A 13,297-nucleotide genomic window follows, 5' to 3' on the forward strand; every position below is an offset into this window, starting at 1 on the left:
AAGGATAACCCATTTTTGTTATGCGTTTGTTTTTAAAAGGGAACGAGCATCTTTCGCTGCTTGCACCATATGTTCTAAAGCTGGAATAACTTCTTCTGTTCTTCTCGTTTTTAAACCACAATCAGGATTAATCCAGAAATATTTAGGATCACATACTTCTAAAGATTGTTCTACGATTGTATACATTTCATCTTTACTCGGTACACGTGGGCTATGAATATCATATACACCTAGGCCGATGCCTTTTTCATATGTTGTATGTTTTAATGTATCAATAAATTCTCCGTGACTTCTTGATGTTTCGATAGAAATTACATCTGCATCTAATGCGCGAATCGCGTCAACAATATCTTCGAAGTTACTGTAACACATATGAGTATGAATTTGTGTTTCATTTGCTACAGAAGAAGTTGCTAAAAGGAAGGATTGTACTGCCCATGTAATATAAGCATCCCAATCTTTTTCTTTTAGTGGCATTCCTTCACGAAGTGCGGGCTCATCGACTTGGATTACTCTAATTCCGGAAGATTCAAGTAGTTCAATTTCGTGACGAAGAGCTAGTGCAATTTGATACGAAACTTCTTTTCTTGGAATATCATTTCGAACGAAGGACCAATTTAAAATTGTAACAGGTCCGGTTAACATTCCTTTTACAACTTTCTCTGTTAAGCTTTGCGCATAAACTGTTTCCTTAATAGTCATGCCGTTAATAAAGGCTACATCACCATAAATAACAGGTGGTTTTACGCAGCGGGAACCGTATGATTGTACCCAACCGTTTTTAGTGAATGAGAAACCAGCAAGACGCTCACCAAAATATTCGACCATGTCAGTTCTTTCAAATTCACCATGTACAAGGACATCAAGCCCAATTTCTTCTTGGTAACGAATCCATTTTTCTGTCTCTTTTTCAATAAATTGTTCATATTGTTCATTTGAAATAACACCGTTACGCCATTCTTTTCGCGTTTGACGAACTTCAGTTGTTTGCGGGAAGCTACCAATAGTCGTTGTTGGTAATAGCGGTAACTCTAGAGCAACTTGTTGTAATTCGTATCGTTTTTCAAATGGAAGAGGACGTGAAAAATCTTCTTCTTTTAGTGCTGTTCGTGCTGCTTTGACATCTTCTCGGTTACGTGCAGCAGATGAACGAATTGTATGATGTACGTTTCGATATGTTTCCAGCTCATTACTAATGCTTTCTGTACCTTGAGTGAGAGCGGAATGAATAAGAACTAACTCTTCTAATTTTTGATTTGCAAATGCTAACGCATCAAACAGCTCAGTCGATAAGTGAGTTTCTTCTGTTTTATCGATTGGTGTATGCAATAAGCTACAAGAAGGCTGAACGATGATATCTTTCGTTTGGACTTGTTTTTGTAACGTTGTAAATAACTCAAGAACTTCATCAAGGTCAGCTCTCCAAATGTTACGGCCATCTATACAACCGACAGCTAAAGTTTTATCAGCTGGGAATCCATATTTTGAAATAGCATTTAGATTACCTTCTTTACCATGAATGAAATCTAATCCAATACCGGATACCGGGAATGTAATAATTTCTTCATAGTTTTCTTCTACGCTATCAAAATATGTTTGTAAAAGAAGAGTCGCATTTGGAACTTCTTTACGAATAGCTTCATAAATTTCTTTTGCTTGTTGAACTTCTTTTTTAGTTAAAGAAGCGAAAATCGGTTCATCAACTTGAATGGCTGGTGCACCAGCTGTATGTAGTTCTGAAAGCAGTTGTACGTAAGGTGCAACTAACTGTTTTAAAATGGTAGGAAATTGTTCTTGTGTATAGCCTTTAGCTAATTTTAAGAAAGTATATGGTCCTAAAATAACAGGCTTTCCATCTACTCCTAATTCTTGTTTTGCCTCTTCGTATAAGCGAAGGGGACGATTATCTTTTAAAGAGATTTGTAATCCCTCTTCATATTCAGGAACGATATAGTGATAGTTTGTGTTAAACCATTTTGTCATTTCGGAAGCTACGTGATCTTTAGAGCCACGCGCCATTGCGAAATATACATCAAGGTAAGATGTAAACTCAGAAAAACGTGATGGAATAAATCCTAGCATATAGGCAGTATCCAAAACGTGATCATAATATGTAAAGTCGCCAATTGGAATGAGTTCAATCCCTTTTTCTTGCTGTACTTTTACGTGTTGAAGGCGAATTTCTTTCATTGTTGTTAAAAATTGTTCTTCATCGATTTTATTGGACCAAAAAGCTTCCAATGTTTTTTTCCACTCTCGTTGTAGTCCGATACGTGGATAACCTAAGTTACTTGTTTGAATTGCCATTTTAAATTCCTCCCTAATTGAAAGTAAGCATTTCCGTTTACTAGGAAATACCTATAACAAAAAGTACAAAGACATAGAAAATAAGCCTTCCTTTTTGTTTTAACACCTCATCATCATCCGTGAATCTATCAGTGTTGTTAAAACAGGCAGGTCTCCTGACTTATGCTTCATATAATTTCTTTTACCTTCCCGTTTTCACAGTGGCACCAAAAAGAAATCTCAGCATTTACAGTGGCGGGACCGTGTTGGAGTTTCACCAAGCTTCCCTTTTAAACACGAAACAAAACTTTCGTGTACCTATTTTCCTTTTGAAAGGAATTTAACAAGCGATATGATATTGAAACAAATTTTAACATAATTTTTGGAATTTTGTCTACTGTTTTAAAATAAGAAAATTCTAAAGTTTTTATTTCTTAGTATTCTGACTTTTTATATTCTGGAGTAACGAATAATATTACAGTATGAAAAGAGAAATTGAGCTATGAAAGAAGTAGGGATGTCTTCTTTCATAGCTCAATCTTCATCTATAGCAACTTCTGAAAGTCGGCCTGCTATAGCATCTTTAAGGAGGGTGTTTAGCCATTGTAATTCAACTGTAATATGCTCAATTACACTTTGCAAAATATATAGTTGTGCACGTGGAACCTTTCCTTTATTACAATCATATATCGTTTGCATAGTATGTAAATATTGAAGAGTATCGTTTTTCTTTTTTTCTAAAATAGGAACTAATTCGTGATCATTGCTAAAGTGAGCGAAAGATAAGGCTGAATAAATAGGTTTATATATTTGGTTTTTGGCTTCGAATTGTTTTAATAGTAAAGTGTGGAATAGTTTTTTGCCTTCTTCTGTTATATGAAAAATCGTTTTGTCAGGTCGATTTGTGTCTCTAATTACATTTGTAATATGAATTGCCCCTTGCTTTTCTAATTGCTCGAAGGCGTAATAAAGTGATCCTTTAGCATATTTAATGTAACAATCCATTTGTCGTTCTTTCATAATATGCTGCACTTCATATGGATGTTTATCTCCTTCGAGTAGCAAGCCGAGAATGACTAATTTCATGCTCATGCTGTCTCAACTCCTGTATATAAAAACTTTATCCAGTAAGATCCCCACCCAAAAATTCAGCGGAAGCAAAGAAGTTAGGTGGGGATTAACTGCCCGTAAAAGCCCGATTGGTGTGGGCTAATAATCAGTGGGGGATGAACATCCCCCACTGATTAAAGTTTCACTTTATACATATTATAAACGGCATATCCTTTTTCATAAAGGAATATGCCGCTTCTTTTTTATATTAACTAACTTGCTTTTGTTTTTCTTTCTTTTTAGGGCCTGTAAAGAGGCGTTCATTTCCCATAAGTAAAATACAAATAATACTTAGTACAGCCGGGATGAGTGCCCAGAAGAATGTATTCGCAATAGATGTAGCGAGAGCTTCTTTAATACCCGCTAATATTTCAGCAGGAATTTTTGCGGTAGCGCCTGGTGATAATAAGAAACTTGTGTCTCCGCCTTTTGGAGCTAATTTTGCTAGTTCAGGGGGGAATACAGAGTTTAGTTTATCTGTAAAAATATGATTTTGAATTGTACCGAAAATCGTTACACCAAGGGTCATACCGAGTGATCGGAAGAATGAGTTTGTTGATGTCGCCGAACCACGGTCCCGCATTTCCAACTTGTGAATAGAAGACATACTTAATACTGAGAATGAGAAGCCAACACCAAGCCCAGCGAGAATCATAAATAGTGTTACGAGTAAACGAGGTGTGTCCATTGTTAAAGTACTTAATAAATAAATACCAAGAACGAAGAAGACACCAGATACCATCATAATGTTACGATAGCTTGTTCGAGAAGCTAATTGTCCTCCTGTTTGACTTCCAATTACAGAACCAACCATCATTGGTGTTAAAATTAATCCAGCATTAGAGGCGGAACCTCCAAGAACGCCTTGAATGAAGATTGGAATATAAACTGTACAGATAATAAAAGCGGCACCATAGAAAAAGGCAACTCCTTGACTAGCTGCGAATAAAGGTTTTTTAAATAGATGGAACGAAATAATAGGCTCGGTTGCTTTTCGTTCTACAAAGAAGAAAATAATAAGCGTAATAACTACTGTTGTAAATAAGCCAATAATTACAGTAGAATTCCAGGCATATTCCTTACCACCAAGTTCTAATGCGAACATTAAGCAAACGATACTTATGACAAGTGTAATAGCACCAGCCCAATCAATTTTTTGTTTTCTAAATTCTAGAGACTCACTGTAGTATTTAGTAATGAAGAAAAAGGAGATAAGTCCTAATGGAATATTAATATAGAAGACCCAATGCCAACTTATATAGTCTGTAATATAAGCACCTAATAAAGGACCGAATACACTAGATGTCCCGAAAACAGCACCGAATAGTCCTGTCATCTTCCCGCGTTTTTCTGGTGGGAAGATATCGTACATAATTGTGAAGGCGATAGGCATAAGGGCACCACCACCGATCCCTTGAATAGCTCTATAAATACTTAATTGCTCAATACTTGAAGCTGTTCCGCAAAGAGCAGAACCGAATAAGAAAAGAATGAGGCCCCCAATATAAAAACGTTTCCGCCCGTACATATCAGAAAGTTTCCCGAAGATAGGCATCCCTGCCATTGTTGCTACCATATAAGCTGATGTGACCCAAACAAACTTATCAAATCCTCCTAGGTCTCCAACGATTGTTGCCATTGCGGTTGCAACGATTGTATTATCCATTGCGGCCATTAATATACCAAGCAGTAAACCAGCAACAACAAATTTTGTCTTGTTGGCTTCTTTTTTTAATGGTTGAGTTTCCAAATATAACCCTCCTTTAGAAATAAGTAAACTATATTAAGTTTTGAGTGCAGTGGATAAAAAATTTTAATGTATAGTTGATTTTAATTTCTTTTCCATAAGTGCACTGATATGCCATAAAGAATATTATAGTCAAATTTGACTATAAGGCAAACTTTTTCTTACGTCAAAATATTCTTTCGTATGAGTAGAGAACGAGTGAGCCATACTGAATATTGCTATGAAGGGAATGAAGTAAATTGTAAAAAAATTTCATAAAGAACACCTTCTGTTAATAGATGAAAAATGGTTTTTTCTTCATATTGTCGAATAGGATAAAAGGAAGAGAAATATTAAACATTGCTTGTAGCAAGCTTTAGTAATTTGGGGAATTCATTGTGTGTATGTTACATCTGAAATGAGGTGAATATATATTATGAAAATATGGGGACGAATTTCGGATACAGGAAAGTATTCAATACCGCTACAACCAGTATTGTGGATTGACGGATCGAAAAAGGAAAACGAATTTCCTCAAGTAGCCGTTACATTACAAATTGGTAGTATGTATACAGAACAGTTTTCGTATGAATTGACCTACGATGTAAACGACATACTTATTATGCGAATTGAAGTGGAAAATAAAGGGGTAGAAATGATTTCGAGAGTTGTTGTAAGTCATATGATTCGAGATTACTTTGCTTATATTCCTAATTCTTTAAAAGTTGATAAGGGGATAAGTGAGTTTTTATTCCAGCTTGTTAGATGGCGAATTGATGATTTGTTACCGAATGAGAAGGTGGAACTACGTTGTAAAATAAAAGCTAATAAAGATAAAGCTCTTAAACAAACATTCTTTCAGGCTACATATACATTTCAAGATAAAGAGATATCATATGGCCCACTGCAAACAAATGAAGTTGTTGTGCGTCAATGATAAAAAGGAACCTGTACAAAAGGTTCCTTTTTTAGTGAAGGTTGTGTTTTTTGAGTATTTTCTTTTGCTCCATTCCTTTTTTTCCTACATAGTTATTTTTGTAGCCAAAGTATAGAATAAATAAAAATGAAACAACATTAACAATAGCGTCGATTTGATCGTTTGTAATAAAGTGTATCCCGAAAGAGGTAAATAATAATTTTAATGATAATAGAAAACCAGCTAGTAAACGCATAGCATCTGATAGATTCTCTTTTTGTAGCATATAGATTACTCCTTTCTATAAAAGTTATATATTATATATATGAAATAGAGTAGAAAAGGTATACAAGCTTAAGCAGAAATGTACATTGCATATGTACATTTTTTATTTTGTAGAAAAACATTATTGATATAGAAACATATATTGGTATAAAAGGGGGAAAAGTATGAAACATAAAGGGAAAATTAGTGGATTATTGCTTGGCAATACTGTGGCAGTTACAGAATGGATTGCACTTCAGGATGTAATTGCAAAACTGGATTCACGATCATTTTATACCGTCTTTATTATTTATATATTGCAAATGATACTAAGTTATTATTTTGGACATTGGTACGATAAAAGAGCGAACGAGCGTATGGGTATGGAAGTAGGAGGAATGGCAAGCAATGATTTTGTTGTTGATTTTTTTGGGAAAGTAGCTGCTTTATCTGAAAGAGATTCTCGTAATATTACAGTGTACATTCTTTCTGTAAAAGAATGGGAAGGATTAAAAGACACGTTGCAAGAAAAAAAGTTGGGAGTGTTAGTACAAAAATTAGAGAGTACCATTGTAAAGACAATTCGGAAGGGTGATGTTGTTACAAAGTGGGATGAAAATAAGTACGTTATTGTAGCAATTGATAATGGTCATGAAACATCAACAATAACAAAACGATTAATGAAAAATATTGAAAGTGAAATAGAAGGTGATTTACTCAGTGTCACTCTTTTATTTGGAGCAGCTAGCTATCCAGTAGAAGGAAAAACGTTTGAAGAACTGTTGAGAAAGTCGCAAAATCAATTGTACCAGTATAGAAATTTGCAGGAAAATGAGTGAAGCTTTGATTTGAAGATATATGATAGGAAGATGTTTTATTTGTAACATTTTTTTGACTTTTATTACAAAAAAACGCCGCGTTTGTAATAAAAGTCTTTAAAAATATATGAAATAAGCATATAATTATGATGGTAGTGCCAATGCAATTTGCACAGTGTGTTTTATTTTAAAAGTGTAGAGGAAAGCAAGCTCTACACTTTTCCTTTTTAGGAAATGAAAAGAATATTTGTAAGTTGTTGCGAGATATCGATTGTACTGTGTAAAATGAACAAAGAGATTAATTGATAGAAAGCTGGAAAGGGAATGATAGACGTGAGAGCGGAGCGATCACCTTTTATCAGGTGAACTATTATAGTCTTATTAAGACTGAGGTGAAATTCCGTGGATATTAAAGTAATACATAGTGTGAACAGGCCTTAAAAAACACGAAGTAGTATACTTAAAGATGGATATGGAATTGCTAAATAATTCAAAAAGAATAATGTAATATCAAGTAATAATTTGTACAAACAATATTAATGATCTTCGTAAAAAAGATGCGAGTGTATAGAACAATTACATATTTTATAACTTTTTTATATTACACGATGGTCGTTTATAAGTAGGAGGAAGAGATGTTGAAATATAGTAAATTAGCAATTGTAACTACATTATCAATGATTTTATTAGCCGGTTGTTTCGGCCCGAAACCAGAAGAAGAATTATATGTAGCGTTTGAAAACGCTGCTAAACAAGAAAAAACAATGTTTGAAGATGCAAAAAAACTTGAGACTTTAGAGAAAGAAGGACAAGAATTATATAACCAGATTGTTCAAGAAGGAAAAGATAATAATCAAACTGTTAAAGAAAAACTGAATCAAGCAGTGAAAAATACAACTGAACGAGAAAAAGTGCTTACAAAAGAAAAAGAAGTTTTAAATAAAGCGCAAGAAGAAGTGAAGTCAGCTGATAAGTATGTGAAGAAAATTGAAGATAAGAAATTGAAAGATCAAGCTGATAAAGTGAAAAGCACGTATGAGAAACGCCACGATTCATTTAATAAAATGTATGACAGCTATAACAAATCTTTAAAACAAGAAAAAGAGTTATATACAATGTTACAAGATAAAGGTACTAAATTAAAAGATATTAGTGAAAAAGTAAAAGTAGTAAATCAATCTTATAAGGATATTGAGTCAGAAAAAGATAAATTTAATGAATTTACAAAGTCTTATAATACAGAAAAAGTAGCTTTTTATAAACAAGCAAATATTAAAATTAAAGAAGAGAAAAAATAAAACAGTTTGGCCTACACTTGGCCAAACTGTTTTATTTTTTTGTATAAGTACGACTATACCATGGAACAGGCTCACTTAATTTTTTTTCTTGTTTTAATGCTTCAGGACCAATATAATCTTGAAGTGTTTTTTTTGCTACTGTTAAAGATAAGGTTGTTTTCGGATTTCGATAGGAGGATTCAAGATGACCAAGATGCGGTAGAATTCGAAAATCTTCTTTCGTAGGAGGGATGTGGAAAAAATAATCGCCTAAACGTATAAGGACATCAGATTGTTGTTGGCTAAAACGTGGGTTTCTAGAAAAATGCAATCCTTCTTTAATTGCTTTTTTTTCAGCGATCAAACGTTCTAAAGCTGTCTTTTTTAACCAGTATAAATATTTAGGATTAGTAGCTGCTTTAGCATGACGATTCACAACGAAAATAGATTGAGCTAGTCGATTAATAGAATGTTGGTTTTGTAATTGAGATTGTGGTTGTGAAGGTTTCATATTGAATCTCCTTTCAATTTTTCATTATTATACCATAAATAAAATAGGTATTTATTATACGCAAAAAGTGATTGTATATATTTTCAATATTAAAGCAATATTGTTACAAAAAACAACTATTTTGTATAATAGTAATAGAATATGTTTTTGAAATTTGATAATGAAAGAGTGAGAAGTTTGAAAGAAATATTAAAACAACAGTATGCCATTATAGATATTGGATCTAATACAATGCGTTTAGTTATTTATGAAAAGCAAAATGGAGGTTTTTATAAAGAGATTGAAAATACGAAAGTTGTTGCTAGGTTAAGGAATTACTTAATTGATGGTGTATTGAATGAAGAGGGAATAGAAGTATTATTACAGACATTATTTCAATTTCAAGAAAGTACAAGATTCCATCAGTTGCATCATGTACTTTGTGTTGCAACAGCAACAATTAGACAGTCGGAGAATCAAGAGGAAATTAAAAAGCTTGTTGAAGGACAAACGGACTTTACTCTTAGAGTATTATCAGAGTATGAGGAAGCGCGTTACGGATACTTGGCGGTTATGAATTCTACATCGTTTTCAGAAGGAATAACGGTAGATATTGGTGGGGGAAGTACGGAAGTTACATACTTTAGAAATAGAGAGATTTTAGAGTACCATAGTTTTCCTTTTGGGGCACTTTCTTTAAAGCAACAATTTATTAAAGGTGATATTCCTACTAAAGATGAGTTAGAGGGAATGCAACAGTATTTAGAGTTTCAATTTCGAAAGTTACCATGGTTAATCAATAAGAAATTGCCTCTTATTGCAATTGGTGGTAGTGCTAGGAACTTAGTAAAAATCCATCAAAATTTAATATGTTATCCTATAGCAGGATTACATTTATACAAGATGAAAGAAGAAGATATTGAAAGTGTAAAAGAGGAATTGGAAAAATTGTCGTTCATAGAACTTCAGAAATTGGAAGGATTAGCAAAAGATCGAGCAGATACGATTATTCCAGCGGTTGAAGTATTTCATACACTTGTTAATGTTATAGAGGCACCGGCATTTGTATTAAGTAGAAAAGGGTTAAGAGAAGGTGTTTTCTATGAAGAGTTGACAAAAGATTTGGGGATTTCATATTATCCGAACGTAGTTGAAGAAAGTTTGCATTTACTATCACATGAATACGAAATGGACATGGAATTTGTTATTCAACTTATTAAACATGGAAGATTAATTTGCAAACAACTTGAGGAAATAGGGCTTATTTCTATGACAGTAAAAGACTGGGAAGTGTTCCATCAAGCTGCGAAAGTATTTAATATAGGCAAATATATAGACGAAGAAGCGAGCCGTTTACATACGTTTTATTTATTAGCGAATAAGACAATTGATGGCATGATGCATAAAGATCGAGTAAGGCTAGCGCTTATTGCATCGTATAAATCAAAAATGTTATTTAAACAACATTTATCTCCATTTGAAGGTTGGTTTGATAAAAGCGAACAAAAAAAAATCCGCCTGTTAGGAGCTGTTTTACAATTTTCAGCTACTTTAAATGTAAGGCAACGATCGCTTATTGATACCATATCTATAACAGAAAGCGAAGAGGGATTAATGTTTAAAGTTTTATGTGAACAATCGGCATTAGCAGAAAAAGTACAAGCTGAAAAACAAAAAAAACAGTTAGAAAGAGTATTAAAAACGAATATTAATTTATTATTTGAACTAAAACATTAGGTTGTACGGATGTCTTTACGAAAAATTTACACTTTGTAATATTGTAATTTGATAAAATGAAATTAACTAAATTATAGTAAAAAAGTTTCAAGGGGAAGTGTGAAGAGAATGGAATTATTGAAGGGGAATGCAGTAAATTTAAATGATACAGCTTATTACAATAATCGAGAGTTAAGTTGGTTAGCATTTAATGAACGTGTCTTACAAGAAGCGCAAGATGCAAATAATCCACTTTTGGAAAGATTGAAATTTATTAGTATTTTTAGTTCGAATTTAGATGAATTTTTTATGGTACGTGTAGCGGGATTAAAGGATCAAGTGAGTGCTGGATTTAATCAACCAGAAAATAAAGCTGGCTTAACACCGAAAAAGCAATTAAATAAAATTGCGATAAAAGCCCATGCACTAATGACAGTACAATATGATACATTTAAAAATTATGTATTACCAGCACTTGAGTTAGAGGGAATTGAACGTTTAACATTCAATGATTTGACGAAAGAGCAGCGAGAATTTATAGAAGAGTATTTTGACGAGCAAATTTTTCCGGTGTTAACTCCTGTAGCTATTGATGCATATCGCCCATTTCCAATGTTATTAAACAAAAGTTTGAATTTGGCTACTCTTTTATATGATGAGAAGCAAGCGGAAGAAGAAAACAGGACGAAGTTAGGGATTGTACAAGTTCCTTCATTACTTGAGCGCTTCATAATTTTACCGAGCGAAGGGCAAAAGCATAAATTTATTTTATTAGAAGACGTAATTAGTAGCTTTACTCATAAATTATTTACGGGATATACAGTATCATCTGTTACTCGTTTCCGTATTACACGCAATGCAGATTTAACGATTCATGAAGAAGGTGCGAGAGATTTATTAAAGGTAATTGAAAAAGAATTAAAAAAGCGTAAGTGGGGGGCTGCTGTACGTTTAGAAGTTGGGAAAGAACACATTGATGAAAGAGTATTAGCGTTATTATATGAGGTTCTGGAAGTAAAAGATGAAGATGTATATATAATGGATGGCCCATTAGATTTGACATGTTTGTTTTCTTTATATAAAAAACTAGCTCCTTTATATGAACATCTTGTATATCCAGCTCTTATTCCGCAACCGCCTCAAGATTTAGGTGATGAAGAAGATGTATTTGAAAAAGCAATTGAGCATGATATTTTATTACATCATCCTTTTGAATCATTTCAGCCGGTAGTTGATTTTGTCCGTGATGCGGCAGACGATCCGAATGTACTTGCGATTAAACAAACGTTATATCGTGTAAGTGGTGATTCACCGATTATTCAGGCGTTAAAGATAGCGGCTGAAAAGGGAAAACAAGTGACGGTATTAGTTGAATTAAAGGCAAGGTTTGATGAAGAAAACAATGTTCACTGGGCTAAAGAATTGGAACAGGCAGGCTGTCATGTTATTTACGGTGTCAGTCACTTGAAAACACATAGTAAAATTACGCTAGTTGTAAGGAGAAAAAACGGAAAAATCGAAAGGTTCGTACATCTGGGAACTGGGAACTATAATGATGCAACAGCGAAGTTATATACTGATTTTGGATATATTACATCAAGAAAAGATTTTGGGGTCGATGCAACCAATTTCTTTAATTATTTAAGTGGTTATACAACAAAGCCACATTTTCATCATTTATCGGTTGCTCCATTTGATATAAGAGAGCAATTTATGGATTTAATAGATGAAGAAATCCGTTATCATAGGCAATATGGAAATGGATATATTATCGCTAAGATGAATTCATTAACAGATAAACCGTTAATAAAAAAAATGTACGAAGCATCACAAGCTGGAGTAAAGGTAGAGCTCATTGTTCGAGGAACATGTTGCCTACGACCTGGTATTCCAAATGTAAGTGAAAATATTCGTGTAGTTAGTGTTGTTGGAAGATATTTAGAACATAGCCGTATTTATTATTTCCATCATAATGGGGAGGAGAAAATATATTTATCTTCAGCTGATTTGATGACGCGAAATATGGAGAAGCGAGTGGAAATATCTTTCCCGATATTAGATATTGAAATGAAGGCACGAATTAAGGCGATTTTACAGCTTACATTAGCTGATAATGTGAAAACACGTGAACAAAATAAAGATGGTGATTACTATTATGTTATTAATGGTAGTACAGAAGAAATTGATAGCCAAGTGAAGTTGTTTAAGATGGCGTATCAAAATACAGACGCTGAATAATGAAAAAAAGTAAAAACCTCTTATGTCCATAAGAGGTTTTTACTTTTTTCTACTCATATGCTCCAAAAATGGAAGGATGAGTAGAAACAATAGTTTTATTATAAGCGTGTAATGAGATGGCTCGTTGAGAGAATAATATTTGAAAGAATCGTTACTTTAACCTAGTAATAGTATGGTTGCTGACATGGTCCACCGTAACAAGGATAAGGTGCTGGCGGCGGGAAAGGTGGTGGATAAGGTGGATAAAATGGTCGAGGGCCGAAAGCTAATGCTCCGCCGAGCAATCCACCAGCAATTCCAGCTAGAAAGGGAACGCCAAAAAACGGGAAGAAGCGTGAGTCGCCTACTGGACCAATAGGTGCTGAACGGACTGGAATTGGTTGATAATATGGATACATGAACATACCTCCTTTATTGGACTCACTTTTATCATATGGTAAACGAAACATGGATGAG

At 33.7% G+C, this 13,297-nt stretch carries 11 protein-coding genes and 1 riboswitch; of the genes, 5 read left to right on the top strand and 6 right to left on the bottom strand.

Annotated elements, in window-relative coordinates:
- Positions 1-18: 18 nt before the first annotated feature.
- The 3 genes from metE to HMAS_RS04530 all read right to left on the bottom strand — a co-directional run bounded on the left by metE (position 19) and on the right by HMAS_RS04530 (position 5,146).
- The gene (gene metE / locus HMAS_RS04515; protein ID WP_001007610.1) at positions 19-2,307 is read right to left on the bottom strand and encodes a 5-methyltetrahydropteroyltriglutamate--homocysteine S-methyltransferase; all 2,289 of its coding nucleotides are present in this window, start codon (positions 2,305-2,307) and stop codon (positions 19-21) included.
- Between the two features lie 128 nt (positions 2,308-2,435).
- A riboswitch (cobalamin riboswitch) is annotated at positions 2,436-2,623 on the bottom strand.
- 197 nt (positions 2,624-2,820) lie between these two features.
- Positions 2,821-3,378, bottom strand: coding sequence for a PadR family transcriptional regulator (locus HMAS_RS04520; protein WP_000062062.1), 558 nt, complete (start codon positions 3,376-3,378; stop codon positions 2,821-2,823).
- 226 nt (positions 3,379-3,604) lie between these two features.
- Positions 3,605-5,146: an MDR family MFS transporter gene (locus HMAS_RS04530; protein WP_000449912.1), complete on the bottom strand. Its 1,542-nt coding sequence runs from the start codon at positions 5,144-5,146 to the stop codon at positions 3,605-3,607.
- Between the two features lie 412 nt (positions 5,147-5,558).
- Here HMAS_RS04530 and HMAS_RS04535 point away from each other — a divergent pair, with 412 nt between their 5' ends.
- The gene (locus tag HMAS_RS04535) at positions 5,559-6,059 is read left to right on the top strand and encodes a hypothetical protein (RefSeq protein WP_000708120.1); all 501 of its coding nucleotides are present in this window, start codon (positions 5,559-5,561) and stop codon (positions 6,057-6,059) included.
- A gap of 31 nt (positions 6,060-6,090) precedes the next feature.
- Here the strand turns inward: HMAS_RS04535 and HMAS_RS04540 are convergent, their stop codons facing one another.
- Positions 6,091-6,324, bottom strand: coding sequence for an SPP1 phage holin family protein (locus HMAS_RS04540; protein ID WP_000939448.1), 234 nt, complete (start codon positions 6,322-6,324; stop codon positions 6,091-6,093).
- A gap of 163 nt (positions 6,325-6,487) precedes the next feature.
- On the opposite strand from HMAS_RS04540, the gene HMAS_RS04545 reads away from it, so the two are divergent.
- Positions 6,488-7,141, top strand: a complete 654-nt coding sequence (locus tag HMAS_RS04545; protein ID WP_000680811.1) for a diguanylate cyclase domain-containing protein — start codon at positions 6,488-6,490, stop codon at positions 7,139-7,141.
- Positions 7,142-7,755: 614 nt separating this feature from the next.
- The gene (locus HMAS_RS04550) at positions 7,756-8,418 is read left to right on the top strand and encodes a YkyA family protein (RefSeq protein ID WP_000922498.1); all 663 of its coding nucleotides are present in this window, start codon (positions 7,756-7,758) and stop codon (positions 8,416-8,418) included.
- A gap of 31 nt (positions 8,419-8,449) precedes the next feature.
- Here the strand turns inward: HMAS_RS04550 and HMAS_RS04555 are convergent, their stop codons facing one another.
- Positions 8,450-8,908 (bottom strand): YkyB family protein, encoded by a 459-nt coding sequence (locus HMAS_RS04555; protein WP_000804864.1) that lies wholly within the window; start codon positions 8,906-8,908, stop codon positions 8,450-8,452.
- Between the two features lie 141 nt (positions 8,909-9,049).
- On the opposite strand from HMAS_RS04555, the gene ppx reads away from it, so the two are divergent.
- Both ppx and HMAS_RS04565 read left to right on the top strand, forming a co-directional pair.
- On the top strand, positions 9,050-10,624 hold the full coding sequence (gene ppx, locus HMAS_RS04560; RefSeq protein ID WP_116344706.1) for an exopolyphosphatase: 1,575 nt from the start codon (positions 9,050-9,052) through the stop codon (positions 10,622-10,624).
- 108 nt (positions 10,625-10,732) lie between these two features.
- Positions 10,733-12,841, top strand: coding sequence for a polyphosphate kinase (locus tag HMAS_RS04565; RefSeq protein ID WP_000421680.1), 2,109 nt, complete (start codon positions 10,733-10,735; stop codon positions 12,839-12,841).
- Between the two features lie 161 nt (positions 12,842-13,002).
- Here the strand turns inward: HMAS_RS04565 and HMAS_RS04570 are convergent, their stop codons facing one another.
- Positions 13,003-13,239 (bottom strand): hypothetical protein, encoded by a 237-nt coding sequence (locus HMAS_RS04570; protein WP_000283738.1) that lies wholly within the window; start codon positions 13,237-13,239, stop codon positions 13,003-13,005.
- Between the last annotated feature and the right edge of the window lie 58 nt (positions 13,240-13,297).

Origin of the sequence: Bacillus sp. HMA207 (assembly GCF_003402455.1) — a bacterium.
Classification (GTDB): domain Bacteria; phylum Bacillota; class Bacilli; order Bacillales; family Bacillaceae_G; genus Bacillus_A; species Bacillus_A cereus.

Excerpts from the sequence above, each read along its gene's own strand:
- metE (WP_001007610.1), bottom strand. The coding sequence starts at position 2,307 with ATGGCAATTCAAACAAGTAACTTAGGTTATCCACGTATCGGACTACAA.
- HMAS_RS04520 (WP_000062062.1), bottom strand. The coding sequence starts at position 3,378 with ATGAGCATGAAATTAGTCATTCTCGGCTTGCTACTCGAAGGAGATAAA.
- HMAS_RS04535 (WP_000708120.1), top strand. The coding sequence starts at position 5,559 with ATGAAAATATGGGGACGAATTTCGGATACAGGAAAGTATTCAATACCG.
- HMAS_RS04540 (WP_000939448.1), bottom strand. The coding sequence starts at position 6,324 with ATGCTACAAAAAGAGAATCTATCAGATGCTATGCGTTTACTAGCTGGT.
- HMAS_RS04545 (WP_000680811.1), top strand. The coding sequence starts at position 6,488 with ATGAAACATAAAGGGAAAATTAGTGGATTATTGCTTGGCAATACTGTG.
- HMAS_RS04550 (WP_000922498.1), top strand. The coding sequence starts at position 7,756 with ATGTTGAAATATAGTAAATTAGCAATTGTAACTACATTATCAATGATT.
- HMAS_RS04555 (WP_000804864.1), bottom strand. The coding sequence starts at position 8,908 with ATGAAACCTTCACAACCACAATCTCAATTACAAAACCAACATTCTATT.
- ppx (WP_116344706.1), top strand. The coding sequence starts at position 9,050 with ATGTTTTTGAAATTTGATAATGAAAGAGTGAGAAGTTTGAAAGAAATA.
- HMAS_RS04565 (WP_000421680.1), top strand. The coding sequence starts at position 10,733 with ATGGAATTATTGAAGGGGAATGCAGTAAATTTAAATGATACAGCTTAT.
- HMAS_RS04570 (WP_000283738.1), bottom strand. The coding sequence starts at position 13,239 with ATGTATCCATATTATCAACCAATTCCAGTCCGTTCAGCACCTATTGGT.